At 73.3% G+C, this 20,307-nt stretch carries 14 protein-coding genes and 3 tRNA genes; 5 read left to right on the plus strand and 12 right to left on the minus strand.

What is annotated here, in order from left to right; all coding sequences use genetic code 11:
- Positions 1 to 33 precede the first annotated feature (33 nt).
- Complete coding sequence (locus AB0I82_RS23560) at positions 34 to 870, plus strand: YceI family protein (protein ID WP_363259326.1); 837 nt, start codon at positions 34 to 36, stop codon at positions 868 to 870.
- 15 nt (positions 871 to 885) lie between these two features.
- On the opposite strand, the gene AB0I82_RS23565 is transcribed toward AB0I82_RS23560, so the two are convergent.
- From AB0I82_RS23565 to AB0I82_RS23600, 8 genes are all read right to left on the minus strand, one after another.
- Positions 886 to 1,659, minus strand: coding sequence for a TetR/AcrR family transcriptional regulator (locus AB0I82_RS23565; protein WP_363259327.1), 774 nt, complete (start codon positions 1,657 to 1,659; stop codon positions 886 to 888).
- Positions 1,660 to 1,712: 53 nt separating this feature from the next.
- Positions 1,713 to 3,242 carry an MFS transporter gene (locus AB0I82_RS23570; protein ID WP_363259328.1) on the minus strand — a complete coding sequence of 510 codons (1,530 nt, stop codon included), beginning with the start codon at positions 3,240 to 3,242 and terminating at the stop codon, positions 1,713 to 1,715.
- 71 nt (positions 3,243 to 3,313) lie between these two features.
- Positions 3,314 to 5,389, minus strand: a complete 2,076-nt coding sequence (locus tag AB0I82_RS23575) for a glycosyltransferase family 39 protein (protein ID WP_363259329.1) — start codon at positions 5,387 to 5,389, stop codon at positions 3,314 to 3,316.
- Complete coding sequence (locus AB0I82_RS23580; RefSeq protein WP_363259330.1) at positions 5,386 to 6,660, minus strand: bifunctional glycosyltransferase family 2/GtrA family protein; 1,275 nt, start codon at positions 6,658 to 6,660, stop codon at positions 5,386 to 5,388. Before AB0I82_RS23580 ends, AB0I82_RS23575 begins: the two co-directional genes overlap by 4 nt.
- 29 nt (positions 6,661 to 6,689) lie before the next feature.
- A complete protein-coding gene (locus AB0I82_RS23585; protein WP_363259331.1) occupies positions 6,690 to 8,267 on the minus strand; it encodes a HAMP domain-containing sensor histidine kinase in 1,578 nt (525 codons plus the stop codon).
- Positions 8,268 to 8,281: 14 nt separating this feature from the next.
- Positions 8,282 to 9,034, minus strand: a complete 753-nt coding sequence (locus tag AB0I82_RS23590) for a response regulator transcription factor (RefSeq protein ID WP_363259332.1) — start codon at positions 9,032 to 9,034, stop codon at positions 8,282 to 8,284.
- Positions 9,035 to 9,232: 198 nt separating this feature from the next.
- Positions 9,233 to 10,147, minus strand: a complete 915-nt coding sequence (locus AB0I82_RS23595) for a DUF2797 domain-containing protein (protein WP_363259333.1) — start codon at positions 10,145 to 10,147, stop codon at positions 9,233 to 9,235.
- Positions 10,148 to 10,189: 42 nt separating this feature from the next.
- Positions 10,190 to 11,212 carry a helix-turn-helix domain-containing protein gene (locus tag AB0I82_RS23600; RefSeq protein WP_363259334.1) on the minus strand — a complete coding sequence of 341 codons (1,023 nt, stop codon included), beginning with the start codon at positions 11,210 to 11,212 and terminating at the stop codon, positions 10,190 to 10,192.
- Between the two features lie 71 nt (positions 11,213 to 11,283).
- On the opposite strand from AB0I82_RS23600, the gene AB0I82_RS23605 reads away from it, so the two are divergent.
- Positions 11,284 to 12,054, plus strand: a complete 771-nt coding sequence (locus AB0I82_RS23605; RefSeq protein ID WP_363259335.1) for an NAD(P)H-dependent oxidoreductase — start codon at positions 11,284 to 11,286, stop codon at positions 12,052 to 12,054.
- 59 nt (positions 12,055 to 12,113) lie between these two features.
- Here the strand turns inward: AB0I82_RS23605 and AB0I82_RS23610 are convergent.
- The 3 genes from AB0I82_RS23610 to AB0I82_RS23620 all read right to left on the minus strand — a co-directional run bounded on the left by AB0I82_RS23610 (position 12,114) and on the right by AB0I82_RS23620 (position 12,666).
- Positions 12,114 to 12,186: transfer RNA gene (locus tag AB0I82_RS23610), tRNA-Arg, on the minus strand.
- A 152-nt stretch (positions 12,187 to 12,338) separates the two neighbouring features.
- A tRNA-Arg gene (locus tag AB0I82_RS23615) sits at positions 12,339 to 12,411 on the minus strand.
- Between the two features lie 164 nt (positions 12,412 to 12,575).
- Positions 12,576 to 12,666, minus strand: a tRNA-Ser gene (locus tag AB0I82_RS23620).
- Between the two features lie 244 nt (positions 12,667 to 12,910).
- Between AB0I82_RS23620 and AB0I82_RS23625 the strand changes: the two genes are divergently transcribed.
- Positions 12,911 to 13,399, plus strand: coding sequence for an SSI family serine proteinase inhibitor (locus tag AB0I82_RS23625; protein ID WP_363259336.1), 489 nt, complete (start codon positions 12,911 to 12,913; stop codon positions 13,397 to 13,399).
- Positions 13,400 to 13,768: 369 nt separating this feature from the next.
- Positions 13,769 to 18,223, plus strand: coding sequence for a PAS domain-containing protein (locus AB0I82_RS23630; RefSeq protein WP_363259337.1), 4,455 nt, complete (start codon positions 13,769 to 13,771; stop codon positions 18,221 to 18,223).
- A gap of 49 nt (positions 18,224 to 18,272) precedes the next feature.
- Here AB0I82_RS23630 and AB0I82_RS23635 read toward each other — a convergent pair whose 3' ends face one another.
- Complete coding sequence (locus AB0I82_RS23635) at positions 18,273 to 18,857, minus strand: TetR family transcriptional regulator (protein WP_363259338.1); 585 nt, start codon at positions 18,855 to 18,857, stop codon at positions 18,273 to 18,275.
- Positions 18,858 to 18,956: 99 nt separating this feature from the next.
- Between AB0I82_RS23635 and AB0I82_RS23640 the strand changes: the two genes are divergently transcribed.
- Complete coding sequence (locus AB0I82_RS23640; RefSeq protein ID WP_363259339.1) at positions 18,957 to 20,222, plus strand: MFS transporter; 1,266 nt, start codon at positions 18,957 to 18,959, stop codon at positions 20,220 to 20,222.
- Positions 20,223 to 20,307: the final 85 nt, after the last annotated feature.

A 20,307-nucleotide genomic window follows, 5' to 3' on the forward strand; every position in this document is an offset into this window, starting at 1 on the left:
CCCATATGTACCAAGCACGAATCGGGAGTGGGTATGAGTTCGACTGGCGCGGGCGTTCGGGCACAGGTCCGGACACGCGACGGCTGGGCGGTCAAGCACGCGGTGCTGACCGTCACGGACATGACGGGCACGCAGGTCCTGCGCGCCACGGCCGACGAGGACGGCGTCGTGCGCGACGCGGCCCCGTTGCAGCCCGGCCCGTACACGGTGATCGTGACGGCCGTGGGCTACGCGCCGGTCGCCTCGACCTCGATCGTGACGGCGAGCGGCCGGATGGACGTCGGCAATGTGACGCTGGCCCGGCAGGGCGGCGCGGAGCTGCCGCCGCCCGGACCGTGGACGATCGACCCGATGCACTCGTCGGTGGCCGCCGCCGCGCAGCACCTGGGGATCTCCAGCGTGCGCGGCCGGTTCACCGAGTTCTCCGGCCGGATCGAGATCGCGGAGGACGTGGAGAAGTCGCGCGTCGAGGCGGTCATCAAGGCCGCGTCGATCGACACCGGCAACGGGATGCGCGACGGCCACCTGCGCAACTCCGACTTCCTGGACGTGGAGACCTACCCGGAGCTGACCTACCGCTCCACGGGTCTCGAAGCGGCGGGCCCGGACCGCTGGATCGTGCACGGCGACCTCGCGCTGCACGGCGTCGAGCGGCCGGTGGACCTCAACCTGTCGTACCTGGGCACGGGCCCGGACCCGTGGGGCGGTACGCGGGCGGCGTTCAGCGCCACCGCCGAGCTGCACCGCGAGGACTTCAAGATGAACTACAACCAGGTCGTGGCGGCCGGCATCGCCGCCATCGGCACCACCCTGAAGGTGGAACTGGACATCCAGGCGGTCCAGGGGGACTCGCTGCCGATGGCGGGCTGACCACCCGTACGGGCCCTAGGCTCCGCGACCCCGGTCGCGGAGCGCCTCGATGCCCGCGATCTGCACGTCCAGCGCGTACGCGAAGTCGCGCTCGCGCATCTCGCGGACGCCGACGCCCTGCTGGATCTCCAGCGCCTTCGCCGACATCTCCATCGTCTCGGCGAACTCCGGGCGGCCCTGGACCGCCCCGATCACCTCCTGAAAGTGCTCGTCCAGCGTCTTGCCGGTCTCCCGGCAGCGCTCCTCGTGCAGTCCCTCGATCGTGCTGAAGCCGTAGACGAACTGGAAGACCGCGCCCAACGCCCCGGAGATCTCCTCCTGGGAGAGCCCGCTGCCCTGCATGACGCGCAGCGTCGCGTTGGAGAACGCGATCGCGTGCGGGCCCACGTTGAGGTACTCCCCCAGCAGCCGCGGCGCCCAGCGGTGGGTGACCAGTACCTTCCGGTACTCGGCGGCCAGATGCCGCAGGTGGTCGCGCCAGTCCGCCTCCGGGTCGCTCTCGTCCGGCAGGTCGATCTCGCCGGCCACCGCGTCGATGGCCAGCTCCAGCAGGTCGTCCTTGGTGTCGACGTACCAGTACACCGACATCGCCGTGACGCCGAGCGCGGCGGCCAGCCGGCGCATCGAGAACTTCGCGAGCCCCTCCGCGTCCAGCAGCCGGACCGTGGTCTCGACGATCTTGTCCAGGTCGAGTCCGGCCGGCTGGTCCGCCTTCCGCTTCAGCGGAGGACGTTCGGTCAGCCAGACACTCTTCCGCGGTTTCCCGGCGCGGCTGCCCGTCGCTTCCATGGCCGGCCCTCCCTCATCGCTGAACTGGTCGTACGCGGTCTGCCGCCTCGATGCTATTCCGCTTCGGCACGGGGGCGCCCCGCCCGTTCGGCGCGTTCGGCGCGGCCGAGCAGGATGCCGGCGAGCAGCCCGCCCGCGAACACCGCTGCCGCGCCCACCAGTTGGCTGGTCTGGATGCCGGTCGCGAAGGCGTCCCGTACGGCGGCGCGGTCCGCGTCCGTACGGGCTGACGCGAGCGCGGCGGGCAGCGAGCCGGCGCCGGCCGCGACGGCCGGGAGCAGCGCGGCGAAGCGGGAGTTGAGCACCGCGCCGAGCACGGCGACGCCCAGGCCCTGGCCGCACTCCATGAGCGTGCCGTTGACGCCGGCGCCGACGCCGGCCTTGGCGGGCGGGATCGCGGACATGATGGCGTTGGCCATGGCCGGAATCGCCAGCGCATGGCCGGCGCCCATCACGATCAGGCCGATGAGCATGCCGTTGTACGAGTGCGCGCCGAGCACCGATATCGCTGCCAGACCGGCGGCGAGCAGCGTCATACCGCCCGCGATGGCGGCCGGCGCGCCGACCTTGGACAGCAGCCGGGCGCCCAGGCCCGAGAAGTTCAGTACGACAATGGTCAGGGCGAGCGGGGCGGTGCGCAGACCGGCGTCCAACGGGTCGTAGCCGAGCACCAGTTGCAGATGCTGGGTGAGCAGAAACAGCGATCCGCCCGCGCCGAACGCGACCAGGATGCCGCCCGCAACCGCGCCGACGAACTTGCGGTCCCGGAAGAAGTGCATGTCCAGCATCGGATGCGGGGTGTGCAGCTCCCAGCGGGCGAAGACGATCAGCGCGAGCACGCCGACCACCGCGGAGACCAGGACCTGCGCGGACAGCCAGCCGTGCGCGGGCCCGGAGATGATCGCGAAGACCACGCCCACCATGCCGACCATGGAGAGCAGGGCGCCCGGCAGGTCGGGGCGGTCTCCCGAGGGGTTCTTGGACTCCGGTACGAGCTTGGCCGCGGCTATCAGGCCGATCAGCGCCACCGGGATGTTGATCAGGAAGATCGAGCCCCACCAGAAGTGGTCGAGCAGGCTGCCGCCGATGAGCGGTCCGGCCGCGAAGCCGAGGGAGTTGACCGCGCCCCAGATGCCGATGGCCTTGGGGCGTTCGTCGCTGTCGAAGACCTGGACCACCACCGCGAGCGTGGTGGTCATCAGCAGCGCGCCGCCGACACCCATCCCGGCGCGGGCCGCGATCAGCTGTCCAGCGGACTGGGCGAAGGCCGCGCACAGTGAGCCGATGCCGAACAGTGTGAGGCCGGTGAGCAGCATCTTCTTACGGCCGTAGCGGTCGGCGGCATTGCCGGCGGTGAGCAGCAGTCCCGCCTGGACCAGCGAATACGCATTGATCATCCACTGGACGTCGGCGGTGGTCGCGTCCAGCTCCTTGTTGAGGGACGGGACGGCGACGTTGAGGACGGTGTTGTCGAGGAGGACGGTGAGCTGCGCGAGGCAGATGACGCCGAGGATGATCCAGCGCGCGGGATGGCGCGGCGGGCTCTCGGCGGGTGCGGCTCCGGAGGCCACGGAGGAGGACATACGGGCTCCCTGTACGGTGCGAGCGGATGCTTTACACCGTACAGGGATGCCTTATACGCCGTACATTCGATTTATGAGCGGGGAGCGGTCAGGTCATACAGGGTCGTGCTGCCGACGGTCACCTTCTTGTAGTGCTGCGACACCCACGAGGTGATCTTGGAGGAGCTGCCCTGGCCACCGCCCGGGCCGCCGCCCATGCCGCCGCCGAGGAAGTAGTGGATCTTCCCCGCCTTCACGTACTCCTTGAACTGCGCGAGCGTCGGGGACGGGTCGCTGCCGTTGAAGCCGCCGATGGCCATGACGGGCTTGCCGGTCGCCAGCTGGTAACCGGCGGCGTTCTGCGAGCCGATGGAGGCGGCGACCCAGGTGTACTTGTCGGCGTCGGCGAGCAGCTTCTGCTTTACGGCCGTGCTGACCTGCGAGCCGTTGAGGAGGCCGCCCATGCCGCCGCCTCCGCGCTCACCGGTACGCATGCCTGCCTTGCCGGGCGGCATGCCCGTCTTGCCGGGTGCGCCGCCGCCCTGGCCGGGCGGCATGGGGCGGGCGCCGGGGCCCTTGCCGCCGGGCTGCCCGCCCGGACCGCCCTTGCCACCCGGGCCCGCCATGCCGCCCGGACCCCCCATGCCGCCGGAGACCGACGGCCCCGCCGTGATGATCGAGCCCGTGTGCGGCGTCGTCACCGTGTTCAGCGTGTACGCGAGGGGGCCGGCCAGCGAGGTCGCGAGGCCCAGCCCGGCCGCGCCGACGGCCAGCCGTCGCCCGGCGCCCGAGGTGCCCCGCCCGAACGCCGCCAGCGCGACCGCCGCGAACAGCCCGCCGATCAGTACCACCCAGCGCAGCCACGGCAGCCACGTCGGCGACCGGTCCAGCAGGACGTACGACCAGGCCGCCGTGCCCGCGGCCGTGACGGCGAGCACCGCCGTCGCCGCGACGTGCCGCCGCCGCTGCCACAGCAGCGCGCCGCCCATGCCTACCAGCGCCGCGATGTAGGGCGCCAGGGCGATGTTGTAGTACTGGTGGAAGATCCCGGACATGAAGCTGAAGGTCGCGAAGGTCATCAGCAGCGCGCCGCCCCAGACCCAGAACGCGTCCCGCTGCTGCGCGGCCAGTACGTCCGTCGCGCGGCGGGCCCGCCACAGTACGCACAGCCCCGCGATCAGCAGCACGAAGGCCGCGGGCAGCAGCCATGAGATCTGGCCGCCCATGTCGGAAGAGAACAGCCGGTCGATGCCGGTCTCGCCCCAGCCGCCGCCACCGCCCCGGCTACCGCCGCCCCCGCCGACGCTGCCGGTCTCATTGCCGTTGATCCGGCCGAGGCCGTTGTAGCCGAAGGTCAGCTCCAGGAAGCTGTTGTGCTGCGAGCCGCCGATGTACGGGCGCGAGGCCGCGGGCCACAGTTCGACGAGCGCCACCCACCAGCCGCCGGAGACGAGGAGCGCGAGCCCGGCGAGCAGCAGCTGGCCGATCCGCTTCCGTACGGTCGTGGGCGCACAGACCGCGTAGACGACGGCCAGCGGCGGCAGGATCAGCCACGCCTGCAGCGTCTTGGTGAGGAAGGCGAGACCGAAGCAGAGCCCGGCCAGCACCAGCCACTTCGTCCGCGCGCCCTCAAGGGCGCGCAGCACGCAGCCGATCGCGCAGACCATCAGCAGGCAGAGCAGCGCGTCGGGGTTGTTGAAGCGGAACATCAGCGCGGCAACCGGAGTGATCGCCAGCGCGCCGCCCGCGAGGAGTCCGGCGCCCGCGCCGAAGCGCCGGCGCACGGTGGCATACAGCACGCCCACCGTCGCGACGCCCATCAACGCCTCGGGCACCAGGATCTGCCAGGAGCCGAGCCCGAAGAGCCGTACTGATAGAGCCATCGGCCAGAGCGCGGCCGGCGGCTTGTCGACGGTGATCGAGTTCGCGGCGTCCGAGGAGCCGAAGAAGAACGCCTTCCAGCTCTCGCTCCCGGCCTGCACGGCCGCCGAGTAGAACTGGTTGGCGTACCCGGAGGCGCCCAGGTCCCAGAGGTAGAGCGCGGCGGTGACCGCGAGGAGGAGCAGCAGGCCGGGGCGGGCCCAGCGCGGATCGCCGCGCCGCGGCAGCGCCTGCGGCTCGTGCGGCGTCTCCGCTCGCTGCGGCTCGTAGGTGGGCGGGGCGGTCATCGGGAGCTCCGTACGTCGTTCGGGGTGGTGCCCGGGAAGACCCAGGCGCGGAAGAGGAGGAAGCGCAGGACGGTCGCGGCGAGGTTGGCGGCGACCAGTACCGCCAGCTCCGTACCGTGCGCGGGGGTGCCGGCCGCCGCGTTCAGGGCCGCCAGCGAGCCGCTGGTCAGGGCCAGGCCGATGGCGAAGACGACCAGGCCCTGGGCCTGGTGGCGGACCGCGCGGTCGCGGCCCCGTACGCCGAAGGTCAGCCGCCGGTTGGCGGCGGTGTTGCCGAACGCGGAGACCAGCAGGGCCAGCGCGTTGGCGAGCTGCGGCCCGAGGCCGAGCCGGAAGAGCGAGTACAGCAGGAGGTACGCGACCGTGCTGAGCGCGCCGACCACGCAGAAGCCGACCAACTGGCGGGCCAGGCCGCCCGGTACGCCCGTCAGCTGCCGGTCGCGCGGGTCGTCGCCGAAGGGCCGGGCCAGCCGGTCCAGCGGCAGCGCGCCGGTGGCCAGCGCACGCCCCACCCGCCACACGCCCTTGAGATCGTCGGTCGCCGTCTTCACGATGTGCACGGTGCTGTCCGGGTCGTCCACCCAGTCCACCGGTACTTCGTGGATGCGCAGCCCGGCCCGCTCGGCGAGGACCAGCATCTCGGTGTCGAAGAACCAGCCGGTGTCCTCGACCATCGGCAGCAGCCGCTCGGCCACGTCGCCGCGGATCGCCTTGAACCCGCACTGCGCGTCGCTGAACCGGGCGGCCAGCGAGCCGCGCAGGATCAGGTTGTAGCCGCGCGAGATGAACTCCCGCTTGGGTCCGCGCACGACGCGCGAACTGCGGGCCAGCCGGGAGCCGATGGCGAGGTCGGAGTGGCCGGAGATCAGCGGCGCGACCAGCGGCAGCAGCGCGTTCAGGTCGGTGGAGAGGTCCACGTCCATGTACGCGAGGACGGGCGCGCCGGACATCGTCCAGACGGTACGCAGCGCCCGGCCGCGGCCCTTCTGCTCCAGCCGTACGGCCGTGACCTCGGGGATCTCGTCGTCGAGCCGGGCCGAGACCTCGGGAGTCGCGTCGGTGCTCGCGTTGTCGGCGATGGTGATCCGGAAGCCGTACGGGAAGGTGCGGACCAGGTGGTCGTGGAGCCGCCGTACGCACGGTTCGAGATCGCGCTCCTCGTTGTAGACCGGGATCACGACGTCCAGGACGGTCGTGGTCCGGCCGGGGCGCAGATGCTCACGGGGCGGCAGGGAGCCCAGCGACGTGGGCGTCGGCTGTGTCGTCGTCATGGGGCCGACGTTCGTCGGCCCCGCTGTCATCACCGTGTGGTGAGGCTGTGGCCTGCCTGTGAGTACTCAGCGGGGGCCTGCGGGGCCGGTTCGGCAGCGGCCTGCGCGGCCGGTTCCGCGGGCAGCCGAACCGTGAAGACCGTCCGGCCCGGGGCGCTGTCCACGCCCACCTTGCCGCCGTGCGCCGCCACCACCGCGCGGACGATCGCCAGCCCGAGGCCGGTGCTCCCGGCGGCCCGCGACCGCGACGCGTCGCCGCGTGCGAACCGCTCGAAGACATGCGGCAGCGTCGCCGCCGGTATGCCCGGGCCGTCGTCCGCGACCTCCAGCAGGACGTACGGGCCGTGCCGGGCCACCCGCGCGGTGACCGTCGTGCCCTCCGGCGTGTGCGTGCGCGCGTTGCCGAGGAGGTTGACCAGTACTTGATGCAGGCGTGCCGCGTCGGCCCGTACGAGCGCCGGTACTTCGGGGAGTTCGAGCCGCCAGTGGTGGCCGGGGCCGGCCGCGCGCGCGTCGCTGACCGCGTCCACGACCAGCGGCGAGAGATCGGTGCTCGCATACGAGAGCGGGCGTCCCGCGTCCAGCCGGGCGAGCAGCAACAGGTCCTCCACCAGCCCGGTCATCCGGGTCGCCTCGGACTCGATGCGGCCCAGCGCGTGCCGGGTGTCGGGCCCGGGGTCCTCGCGGCCGCGCCGGGTCAGCTCGGCGTAGCCGCGGATCGAGGCGAGTGGCGTACGCAGCTCGTGGCTGGCGTCGGCGACGAACTGCCGTACCCGCGTCTCGCTCTCCTGACGCGCCGTCAGGGCCGAACCGACGTGTCCGAGCATCCTGTTGAGAGCCGCGCCGACCTGGCCGACCTCGGTCCGTGGGTCGGCCTCGGCCGCCGGCACCCGCTCGTGCAGCGCCACCTCGCCCCGGTGCAGCGGGAGTTCGGATACCCGGGTGGCGGTGGCCGCGACCCGGCGCAGCGGCCGCAGCGCGAGCCCGACCATGGAGGCGCCCGCGATGCCCGCCGCGATCAGCCCGGCGGCCGTCACACAGACCTCCACCACGATGAGCGTGCCGACCGTCTCCTGCACCTGGTCCAGCGGCAGTCCGAGGACGACCGAGCCGTCCTTGGAGGACGTGACCCGGTAGTCGCCGAGCCCGGGCAGGGTCGCGGTGTGCGGCTGCCCGTCCCTGGGGACCGCCCCCAGGGCCCGGAGCTGCGCGGCGCCGAGGTCGTCCAGGTGCTCGGAGAGCACCCGGCTGCGGGAGTCGTTGCTCTTCGCGCCGCTGTCGATGGTGCCGTCCGCCTCGACGTGGGCACCGACGGTCCCCACGGGCTGGCCCGGTATCGCGACGAAGTCGAGGGAGTCCTGCCGCAGCGGGTCGCGCCCGATCGGGCCGCCCTCCGCGCGGTGCACGGACTCCCGCAGCTGACCGTCCAACTGCCCCTGAAGGTAGTCGTGCAGCGCGATGGCGGTGACCGTGCCGATGACGGTACCGACGACAGCGATCAGCGCCACGGCGGCCACCACCAGCCGGGTGCGCAGCGACCAGGGACGCCGCCCGGAACGGCCACCGGTAGGACGTCGCCCGGAACGGCCGCCGCTAGTACGGGACATCACTGCCTTCCCGCCTACTCGCCGGGCTTGATCAGATATCCCGCGCCGCGCCGGGTGTGGATCATCGGGCTGCGGCCCGCGTCGATCTTCCGCCGCAGGTAGGAGATGTACAGCTCGACGACGTTGGCCTGGCCGCCGAAGTCGTAGGACCAGACCCGGTCCAGGATCTGGGTCTTGCTGAGCACCCGGCGCGGATTGCGCATCAAGTACCGCAACAGCTCGAACTCCGTGGCCGTGAGGTGGATGTCCACCCCACCGCGCGAGACCTCATGGCTGTCCTCGTCCAGCACGAGGTCGCCCACCGCGAGCACCGACGAGGGCCGTACGGCGGCGGCACCGGCCCGGCGCAGCAGCCCGCGCAGCCGGGCGACCACCTCCTCCAGGCTGAACGGCTTGGTGACGTAGTCGTCGCCGCCCGCGGTCAGCCCGGCGATGCGGTCCTCCACGGCGTCCTTGGCCGTGAGGAAGAGGACCGGCACATCGGGCAGGTCGCGGCGGAGCCGGCCCAGTACGGTCAGGCCGTCCAGGTCGGGCAGCATGACGTCCAGGAGCACCGCGTCCGGCCGCCACTCGCGCGCGGCCCGCAGCGCGCTCGCGCCGTCCCCGGCGGAGCGGATGTCCCAGCCTTCGTAGCGCAGCGCCATCGACAGCAGGTCGGTGAGCGACGCCTCGTCGTCGACGACGAGCACGCGCACCGGGCTCCCGTCGGGGCGCAGCAGTTCCGGGTGCTTCTTCACGGAGGGCGGCGAGCCGGCAGTGGCAGTCATGCCCACCAGCCTGGCCGCGGCCTCTGAGAACCCCCTTTCGGGTTTCTGTGAATCTGCTGAGAAACGCAGGCAGCGGGTCGGCGGACCGGCTGGGCCGCCCCCCGCGCGGTCCAGCCGGTCTCACTGGTAAGAGCATGGCAGGCACCACTGACAATCGGCTTGGAGCGCGGGGGCGGTGGGCCACCGCGCCCGTCGTACTCAGAACAGCCCCTCCTGCCGTCCCTCGTCCTCGCGGCTCTCCTCCCGCATCACCGCCGCCGTGGTCACCTGCCCGGCGGCCGGCCGCAGCACCCACCCGGCCAGCAGGCGGGTGTCGATGACGAACACGGGGCCCGTACCGGCCTGTTGTGCCAGGTACAGGTCCGACCCGGCCGCCGCCAGCACCGACCCGACGATCTCCTCCCCCGCCCGCAGCCCCGCGATCTCCCCCACGGCCCCCGGCGCTGCCGGAATCCGGCCGAGGCCGAACACCTCGGAATGATCGACATACGCGTACGGCGCCGCCCGGAGCGCCTCCGGCCAGCCCGGCAGCGACTGCGCCTCCTGGTGCAGCGCGGCCACCTCGGCGGCGCGCTCGGCGGCCGGCGGCAGCGCCCGCCGCGCCGCCCGCTTCTCCGCCTTGCCGAACCGGTCCCGTACCGCCAGCGCGCTCCCCAGCAGCGCCTCGGCCCGCCGCGCGGCCATCAGCGGCCCGCGCCCCAGCCAGGAGTACCCGACCGCGCCCTGCTCCAGGAGCCGCGCCGCGCCCCGCTCGGCCGCGGTGATCCCCACCTTCAGCAGGCCGGGCCCGAAGTACGCGAGGTAGACGCCGTACGGGCGCGGGTCGTCGGCCATCGTGTCCGCCGCCACCGACCGCGAACGGTCCAGTCGCGCGCAGTCCGCACACTGGTCGCGCGCGCCCGCCCCATCGAGCACCGCGGCGTACGGGCAAACGGTCCACCTCCCGGCCCGCCGCACGCCCAGACAGCGCCGCTCACCCTCGACTGCGAACGCCAGCGGCTTCCCGGCGGGCAGCGCGCTCAGCCGCTCCTCGGCCCGCTCCGGATCGCACCAGCCCAGCCCGAATGCCTCACCCGACCAGCGCGGCCCCGTGCACCGCCACCTCGTGCCCATCCACCCGCCGCCCTTCGCCCCGCCGTCCGCGCACGGCCGCCCTCACACCGCGGCCGCGGCCCTTTCCGGTCGCTCGGCGCCCGCCCCGGGCCCCCGGAACGTGCTCCGGTACTGGCTCGGCGACACCCCCAGCGCCACCTGCAGATGCTGCCGCAGCGACGCGGCCGTGCCGAACCCGGCGTCCGCCGCCACCCGGTCCACCGACAGGTCCGTCTCCTCCAGCAGCTGCCGCGCCCGCTCGATGCGCTGCTGCGTGAGCCACTGCAGCGGCGAGACCCCGGCCTCCTCCCGGAAGCGCCGCGTGAAGGTCCGTACGCTCATCGACTCGCGCGCGGCCATCTCGCGCAGGCTCAGCGGCCGGTGCAGCTGCTCCAGGGCCCAGGCCCGCGCCTTGGCGGTCGTGGCGAACTGCCGCTCGGGCATCGGGCGCCGGATGAACTGCGCCTGACCGCCGTCGCGGTGCGGCGGCACGACCGTACGGCGCGCGACGTCGTTGGCCACCGCGGAACCGTGGTCACTGCGGACCATGTGCAGGCACAGGTCGACGCCGGAGGCGACGCCCGCGGAGGTCAGCACGTCGCCGTCCTCCGTGTAGAGCACGTCCGGGTCCAGGCACACCGCGGGGAAGAGCCGCCGGAAGTCCTCCGTGGACCGCCAGTGCGTGGTGGCCCGGCGGCCGTCCAGCAGGCCCGCGGCCGCCAGCACGAAGGCACCCGTGCAGATCGACGCGACCCGCGTCCCGGGCCTGATCCGTCCGAGCGCCGCGGCGAGCGGCGCGTCCAGGGCCCCCTCGTCCGGGGTGTAGTCCTCGTGCGCGGCCGGCACGACCACCGTCTGCGCCTCCGCCAGCGCCTCGGGGCCGTGCGCGACGTTGATCGCGAAGTCCGCGTCCGTACGGATCTCACCGGGCTCGACGGCGCAGGTCACCACCTCGTACAGCGGCTCGCCCGCGGCCGACTCGGCCAGCCCGAAGATCCGGTGGACGATGCCCAGCTCGATCGGCAGCATGCCGTGCCGCACCAGCACCGCGACCCGGTGCCGCCCGCTCTCCGTGAAAGCACCCATGGCCCGATTCTTTCACACCATGGCCATCAGGCCACTCGTTTCGGGTCACCGCGCCACGGACGATCGAGGACATGAAGGTTCTCTGGCTCTACGCGCACCCCGAACACCGCTCCCTGAACGGCTCGCTGAAGGACGACGGCATCACCGCCCTGCGCGCCGAAGGGCACGAGGTCCGGGTCTCCGACCTGTACGCGATGAAGTGGAACCCGGTCGTGGACGCCAATGACTACGGCCACGACCCGGCCGACCGCCTGGACGTCGCCAACCATTCCCGCGACGCGTACGAAAGCGGGCGGCTCGCCCCCGACATCGCCGCCGAGCACGAGAAGCTGGACTGGGCGGACACGGTGATCATCCAGTTCCCGCTGTGGTGGTACGGGATGCCCGCGATCCTCAAGGGCTGGTTCGACCGCGTCTTCGTGAAAGGCTTCGGCTACGGCGTCTTCGACGAGGCCACCGGGCGCACCCTGCGCTACGGAGAGGGCCGGCTGGCCGGAAAGCGCGCCATGGTCGTGCTCACCGTCGGCGCCCGCGAGCGCGAAATGGGCCCGCGCGGCATCAACGGCGGCCTGGACGCCGTCCTCTTCCCGCTCCAGCACGGCACGCTCTGGTACGCGGGCATGTCCGTGCTGCCCCCGCTCCTCGTCGCCGGCGCCAACCGCTTCTCCCCCGAGCAGTACGCCGAGGCCGCCGCCCGGCTGCGCGAGCGCCTGAGCACCCTCGCCGACACGCCCCCGATCCCGTACCGCTCCCAGAACGGCGGCGACTACGACGAGCACCTGACCCTCCACCCCGACCTGGCCCCGGGCCGGGAGGACCTCGGCATTCACACGCAGGCGTGACGCCCGGCCCCCGGGAACGCCGAAGGCCCCGTCGGTCTCGACGGGGCCTTCGGCCGCTGTGCGCTCGGCAGGATTCGAACCTGCAACCTTCTGATCCGTAGTCAGATGCTCTATCCGTTAAGCTACGAGCGCTCGGTCTCCCGGCGATCTTTCGCGCCGTTCAACAGTGCGGGACAACAGTACATGACCTGCACCGATGCACGAAACCCGATCTTCTTGCGCGCCCCCTCCGGCCCCGGGAACGCCGAAGGCCCCGTCGGTCTCGACGGGGCCTTCGACTGCTGTGCGCTCGGCAGGATTCGAACCTGCAACCTTCTGATCCGTAGTCAGATGCTCTATCCGTTAAGCTACGAGCGCTCGGCTTCCCAGCCTTCTTTTCGACCGGTCGGCGTTGCGGGAACAACATTACATGAGCCCGGCCGTAGCGCGAAATCCATTAGCCGGACCCCGCCTGACCTGCGGAAATCCCCTGCGCGAACGACGAAGCCCCGACCGATTGGCCGGGGCTTCGTCCCTTACAGCGGAGGCGGAGGGATTTGAACCCTCGATGGGCTTTAAGACCCAAACCGCATTAGCAGTGCGGCGCCATAGACCGGACTAGGCGACGCCTCCACGCAACGCCACCCGCGCGAACGCGATGTGGTGTGTGCAGATGATGGCACAGCTCAGCGTGCTGTCACCAATCGAGGTCTACGGTACTAGGCGCACGGGCGGCTGAGCAAAGCACTTCCCGCCGGTACGGACCGGCGCCACGGTGCACGATCACGCGGTCGCCGTGCGCGGTCGCGCGGTTGCGCAACGTACGGCGCGGTGGAGCGTTAAGAGGAACAGGGGGTGCCCGCCCCCTCCCGTCCCCGTGTCCCACGCCCTGGAGAGCCCGATGGCGCTGCGCCGCATTGCCGCACTCGTCCTGACCGCCGCCACCTGCGCCGTCACGCCCGCCGTCGGCGCGCCGGCGGCCGGTGCCGTCACCCCGTCGGAGCAGCACCGGCAGATGCCGGTCCCGCTGTCGCACGGCGGGGACCGCCTGAAGGTGACCGTCACCGACTCCGGTACCGCAATGGACGGAACGCACGAACTGAAGTGCCACCCCACCGGCGGCGACCACCCCAAGGCGCAGGACGCGTGCCGGGCGCTGGACAAGGCGACGCGCTGGGGCAAGGACCCCTTCGCGCCGGTGGCGCCCGACGCGGTGTGCACGATGCAGCACGGCGGGCCGGCCACGGCCCACGTGACCGGCCGCTGGGCCGGGCGCCCGGTGGACGCCACCTTCAAGCGCGACAACGGCTGTGAGATCGGCCGCTGGGACAAGCTCGTACCGCTGCTTCCCTCGGCGGGCTCCTAGTCGCCTCCTTGAAGAGCCCGTCGACGAAGCCCCAAGTCGACTAAAAAGTCGACGTCAGGGCGGCGCCGGGAGACGCGGGCCCGCGGCGAGCCGGACGGAAGACGAGGTTCCGCTTCCCGTGAAAACCGGTCGGACACACGCGAAAACCAGCCGGGTTTCGTGCCCAAGTAAGGCCCCAGATCAGGACGCGGGGCACATGTCGGGCGTGCGCCGAGTCGCACAAGGCCGTGGCATTACCTCCTCGTCATCCGCCTCCGCGTCCCCGCCCGGTGCCCGTAGACTCCCTTCCAGTGACACGCCACGGTGGGTTTCAGTCACACACCACGGTGGGTGTCGGCAAGATGCGGTCATCAGGGAGGAAGCGTCGTCGTGAGCAGCAGGCCATCCCGAGGCGCTGCTCGCCTCGCAGCCATACTCGACGCCTTGCCCGACGCGTTGTTGCTGGTCAACTGCAACGGCACGGTGGTCAACGCCAACACCATCGCCCTGGAGACGTTCGAGGCACCGGGCACCGCTCTGGTGGGCCGCGGCCTGCTGGACCTGCTCCCGACGTTCGACTCCAAGCGCATCCCCGGCTCCATGCGGCGCCCCGACAGCGCGCCCCAGGGCGGGCGGCAGAAGCCGACGCGGATGGTCGCGCGGCGCACGGACGGTACGGAGATGCTGGTCGAGGTGACCAGCGCCAACCTGGAGGACGGCCGCACTCCGTACGAGTCGGCCTTCGAGGCGGCGTACGCGGACCACCGCTCCTCGTACACCGGCGACGAGCTGCTCATGCTCGTCGTCCGCGACCTCTCCGGGCAGCTGGACATCGAGAGCGAACTGGCCCGCCAGCAGCGCCAGACCGAGATGATCCTGCGCGCCGCCGCCGAGGGCGTGGTGGGCGTGGACGCGGAGGGCAAGGTCGTCCTCGTCAACCCGTCCGCCGCGCAGATCCTCGGCTACCGGGCGAGCGAGCTGGGCGGCAAGGAACTGCACCCGCTCATCCACCACTCACGCGCCGACGGCACCCCCCTGCCCTGGGCGGAGACCCCGCTCGCCGACACGCTCAAGTCCGGCCGCAAGCACCGGGTGCGCGCCCAGGTCCTGTGGGCCAAGGACGGCCGCGCGGTCTCCGTCGACCTCACGACCGCTCCGGTACGGGACGGCGACCAGCTCGTCGGCGCCGTCATGACCTTCACCGACCGGCGCCCGATGGACGCGCTGGTGGCACGGCAGGCCCAGCTGCTCGCCGTACTGGACCAGTCGCTGCGCGGCCCGCTGGAGCAGCTCCGCACCGAGCTGGGCACCCTGGCCTCGGACCCCGCGGGCCAGCTCTGGCCGGAGGCCAACCAGGTACTGCACCACCTCACGGCCGGGTACAGCCGTATGACGACGCTGGTGGACAACGTCCTCAGCTACCAGCAGCTCGACGCGGGCACGGACAAGCTGCAGCGGACCGAGGTCTCGCTGGACGCGGTGGTCGCCGCGGGCGTGGAGGGCGCGGTCGAGCTGATCGGCCCGGGCCGCGCGCAGTTCGCGGTGCACGCGCCGCCCCTGAAGGCCGAGGTGGACGCGGCGCGGCTGGCGCAGGCGCTCTCGCACCTGATCGCCGATGTCGCGGGCGTCGACTCGACGGGCAACACGCCCGCGGGCGCCGCGCCTGCCGGTGACTCCACGATCGTGGTGGCGGCCGCCAAGCGCGGTGCGGTCGTCCGTATCGAGGTACGCGGCCCGTACAGCGGCGGCGACCCGGTGCACGGCCCGATCGTGCGCGGCATCGTCCGGCTGCACGGCGGCGTGCTCCAGACCCACGAGGTACCGGGCGGCGCGGGCGGCAGCGCGTACGTGCTGGAGGTACCGGTCAAGGCGGACGGCTCGGCGGCCCCGGCCGGACAGCAGGTCGGCGGCACGGACGGGACGGTGGAGATGCCGGCGTCCGGGGCGGCTGCCGGTAGCGGTGCTGGTACTGGTGCGGCTTCTGCGGAAGACAGCCTCGGTGCGGGCGTTGCCGGTGATGAGGGTACGGGTGGCACGCCGGCCGGTTCGCGGGCGCACTCGGGTATGCCGGGTGCGGAGGCCGTGCCGCCGGGCGGCCGGCGGCGGGGCCGGCCGGAGCAGGAGTCCGCGGGTGGCGGGCTGCCCGCGCTGCCCGCCGCGCCCTCTCCGGGGGCCGCGGACGCCCAGCAGGGACCGCAGCCGGGCGGCCGTCGGGCCCGCCGTGCGCTCTCCGACACCGCCGGACGGTCGATCCCGAACCAGCTCCCGGCCCATGTACCGGGCCAGGGCTCGAATCAGGGGGCGAACCAGGGTACGAACGCGGCGCAGCCGCAGGGCGGTTCCGAGCAGCAGCCGTCACGGTCCGCTGCCAGCGCGCTGACCCCCGCAGCGGGGCCGGGCCGACCGGGGCAGCAGACCGGTGGGCAGGGGCCGCAGGGCGGTCGGGGCCGCAGCGGTGATCAGGCGTCGTCCGGGCAGAACGGGCGGAACGGCCAGGCCGAGCAGAGCGGCCAGGCCGGTCAGGGTGATCAGACCGGTCAGAGCGGCCAGGCCGGTCAGGGCGGGCAGGGGCCCGCTGGGCTCAGCCCCGCGCGTTCCGGGGGCGCACCGGCATCGGCGTCCGCCGGGCAGCAGGGCCCGCGTACGCCCTTCGCGCTGCCGCCTGCCGCGGCTGACCAGCATCCGGTCCAGAACACCGCTCAGACCCCAGCCGCACAGGCCCAGGCAGCCGCTCAGGCGCAGGCCGCTCAGGCCCAGGCCGCTCAGGCCCAGGCCGCTCAGCCCCAGGCCCCGGCACAGCCGCAGCCCGGTGCGCGGCAGCCGCAGCCGCAGCCCGGCGCTCAGCAGCCGCGGCCCGCGCTGCCTGCCGCCGGTGCGCCGGCTCCCGACCCGCGGACAGCCGCCGCCCAGGCGCCTGGACCGCAGCTCCCCGCCCAGGCCACGGGCCCGCAGGGGCCCGCCGGTCCGGGCGAGCCGGTACCCACCGGTACGGGCCGACGCCGCGCCCGGCGCGCCCCCGAAGAGGCAGCGGGTACCGCTGACGGCGCGCCCTCCGCGCCGGGCGCGCTGCCCGCGCTGAACGGCGCCGGGGCCGGGCAGGCCGGTCCGGCCGCCGGCGGTGAGTGGGACACGCCGACCGGCCGCCGCCGCGCACGCCGCGCCGCCGCCGAGGAGCGGGCCGCCGCTTCGATGGCCGACTCGGAGTCCACCGGTACGTTCGTGGTGGGCGCCGAGGGCCAGGTCACGCACCCCGAGGACGACACCGCGACCCCCGCGACCCCCGCGGCCCCCGCGCCGACCGGCCGCCGCCGCGGCCGCCCCAGCCCGGCCGAGGCCACCGGCCCGCACGGCCAGGAAGCCCAGGCCGCACAGGCAGCACAGGCCGCGCAGGCGGCGCAGCAGCCCGAGGACGTACGTCAGGCACAGCCCCAGCCTCAGCCCCAGGCGCAGGCGCAGGGACAGCCCCAGGCGCAGCTCCCCGCCCCGGCCCCCTCTCAGGAGACCGGCCGGCGCGCCCCCTCCGTACCGCGCCAGTCCGCGCACGGTCAGCAGGGCGCCGCGGGCCGGCCCCTGCCCGTACCGGAGGAGGAAGCGGGGCCCGCGGCCGGGCAGTCGGACGGCCGCGCGTTCAGCGTGCGCACGCTCGGGCAGGGCGTCCCCTTCGCCCAGCAGATCGCCGACCAGCACCAGCCGGCCAACGGCCGCCCGGGCCGCCACGGCCAGCCCGCCCAGGAAGGCCAGCCCCAGGGCGCCCGGCCGACCGGCGCCACCAACGGCGCGAACAGCGCCAACGGCACGCTCGGTGGCGCCGCCGGCGCCGGTTCCGGACGACGCCGGAAGCTCGCCGCGCCCCCGCAGGACGACGCACGCGGCACGGGCACCGGTACGGGCTCGGGCACCGGCACCGAGATGGTGCCCGCCACCCGCACCCCGCAGGGCGCGCAGCCGCAGGCCGGGCAGCCGCAGCAGCAACCGCAGCCCTCGCTGATGGAGTCCACGGAGGGCCGCGCGTTCGCGATCTCCGCGCCGGGCGAGGGCCAGGAGGGCCCCGAGCCGCTGGACGGCCCGAACGGCGCCATAGAGGTCGTGGACCGGCAGCCGCCGCCCATGGACGACGAGCTGCCGCCCGAGCCGCTGGACAACCCGCGCCGGCTGCTGGTGTGGCCGGCGCCGGACGCCTCGACCGAGCAGGCGCTGAGCGACCGCGGCTACCGCCCGGTGATCGTCAACTCCCGCGAGGAGGTGGACGCGCAGATCGCGGCGTACCCGGCCGCGCTCTTCGTCGACCCGCTGACCGGGCCGATCACCCGCAAGGCACTGCAGTCGCTGCGCGAGGCGGCGGGCGCCGCCGAGGTGCCCGTCCTGGTGACGGCAGGGCTGGCCCAGGCGACCCGGGAGGCGGCGTACGGCGCCGACCCGGCCGTACTGCTCAAGGCACTCGCGCCGCGGGACAGCGAACAGCACCCGTCGCGCGTCCTGCTGATCGAGGAGAACGACGCCGTCGCGGGCGCGCTCACCACGTCGCTGGAGCGGCGCGGCATGCAGGTCGCGCGGGCCGCGACGGACGCGGACGCGGTCAGCCTGGCCACCCAGATCCGGCCCAACCTCGTGGTGATGGACCTGATGCAGGTGCGCCGCCGGCGGGCCGGGATCGTGGACTGGCTGCGCGCGAACGGGCTGCTCACCCGCACCCCGCTGGTCGTCTACACCTCGGCCGACATGGACCCGGCGCAGCTGCCGCGGCTGGTGTCCGGCGAGACCGTACTGTTCCTCGCCGAGCGGTCCACCAGCGCGGACGTCCAGGGCCGCATCGTCGACCTGCTCACCAAGATCGGCACCAACTAGGCGCTCCACGGGGCGCGTCCGAGACGGGCGCGCCCTCCAGGACGTACGGCTACGGCTTGCTGATGATCCGGCGCACCGCCGTGCCGATCGACTCGCGCAGCCGCGCCCGCGCCTCGTCCGTGTCGCCGACCAGGATCTTCCGCATCTGCGGCATGGCCGTGTACCAGGCCGCCACGCCGAGCAGGATGAACGCCAGGTCGCGGGGCGGCAGGGCGGTGCCGATGACACCGCGGCGCTGGGCGTCGGCGAAGACCTCGGCCTTGCGGTCCCAGTGCGCCGTGCGCTCGTCCTCGCGCGGGATGGCACCGGTGCCGTACTCCAGCCCCTCCCACATCAGCAGCCTCAGCAGTTGCGGATGGGTGGCGTGGTACTCCAGGAGCCGGTCGACCCAGGCGTCCGGGTCGTCGGCGTCGACCGGCATGTTGCGGGCGTGGTCGACCAGCCGCTGCTCCAGGACCTGCGCGAACAGCTCGTTCTTGTTGCCGAAGTAGGCGTAGATCAGCTGCTTGTTGGCCTTGGCCTCGCGGGCGATCCGGTCGATACGGGCACCCGCGATGCCGTACGCGGCGAACTCCGCGGCCGCCGCTTCGAAGATGCGCGCCTTGGTGGCCGCGGGGTCCCTGGTCCCTGTCATGGAATCAGCGTAACCAACTATTTGGTTGACACGACCGACGCACGCGCCGAGACTTACAACCAACCAGTTGGTTGCTACCGGGGAGAAGCCACCGCCGCCATGCCCACCAAGCCCTCAGCCGCACCGTCCACCGCGACCCGCCGCGCACCCGCATCGCCCGGCAAGGAAGCGCCGACCGCCGCGGCACAAAGCCGCACCGGTCCACCGCCCGGCCTCCTCCTCGTCGTCATCGCCCTCTGCACCGCGGCGACGGTCGCCAACATCTACCTCGCCGCGCCGCTGCTGAGCCTCATAGCCCGCAGCTTCGGACTGCCCGCCGCCGGCGTCAGCTGGATCACCGCCGTCTCCCAACTCGGCTACGCCATCGGCCTGCTGGCCTTCGTACCACTGGGAGACACGGCCAACCGGCGCCGCCTGATCACCGTGCTCTCGGTCGTCACCGCCGCCGCGATGACCGTCGCTGGGCTCGCCCCCGGCCTGCCCGCGCTGGGCGCCGCCCTGCTCGTCGCCGGCGCCACGACCGTCATCCCGCAGCTCCTCGTCCCGCTGGTCGCCGAGCGGGCGCCCGCCGCGCGCCGCGGCCTGCACGTCGCGGCCGTGGTCGCGGGCCTGTTCACCGGCATCGTCGCGGCCCGCGTACTGGGCGGGCTGGCCGGCCAGGCGTACGGCTGGCGCGCCGTCCTCCTCGGCTCGGCCGCGCTCACCGTACTGATCGGCTGCGTGACCGCCGCGCTGCTGCCGCCGGAGCGCCGCGAGGTCTCCGGCGGGCTGCTGACCCGCATCGGCAAGGGCATCGCCCAGGTCCCGGGGACGATGATGGCCTCCGCCGACCTGCGGCGCGCGTGCCTGCGCCAGGGCGGGCTGTTCGGCGTGTGGAGCGCGCTGTGGACGGCGGTGGTCCTGCTGCTGACCGGGGCGCCGTACCACTTCTCCACCGCGACCGCCGGGCTCTTCGGCCTCTTCGGGCTGGTCTCCGCGATGGTGGCGCCGCTGGCCGGCGGCCTGATCGACCGCTTCGGCACGGACCGGGTGGTGGCCGCCGCCTACACGCTCTCGCTGGTCTCCGTACCGCTCTTCTGGCTCGGCGGGCAGCAGCTGTGGGCCCTGTGCCTGGCCGCCGTACTGATCCACGCCGGCCTCGTCTGCGGCCAGGTCGCCAACCAGACCCGCGCCCTGACCTCCACCGGCTCCCCCGCCGCGGCCAACACCGCCTACATGGTCGCGGCCTTCGTCGCCGGCGCCCTGGCCTCCGCCCTCACCGGCCCGGTCTTCACCCACTGGCACTGGCCCGGCGTCTGCGCCCTCACCCTCCTCTGGCTCGCCGCGGGCCGCTTCCTCCCCCACAGCAGGCCCGTCCGCCGCTGAATCGATACGGCGGGCCACACATCACCTACATAGGTAGTGATCCGAGGAGTTTCCTGAAATACAGCAGTCGACGCTCTACCTTCGC

The organism is Streptomyces sp. NPDC050315, from assembly GCF_040655775.1.
In the GTDB taxonomy this organism is placed as follows: Bacteria; Actinomycetota; Actinomycetes; order Streptomycetales; family Streptomycetaceae; genus Streptomyces.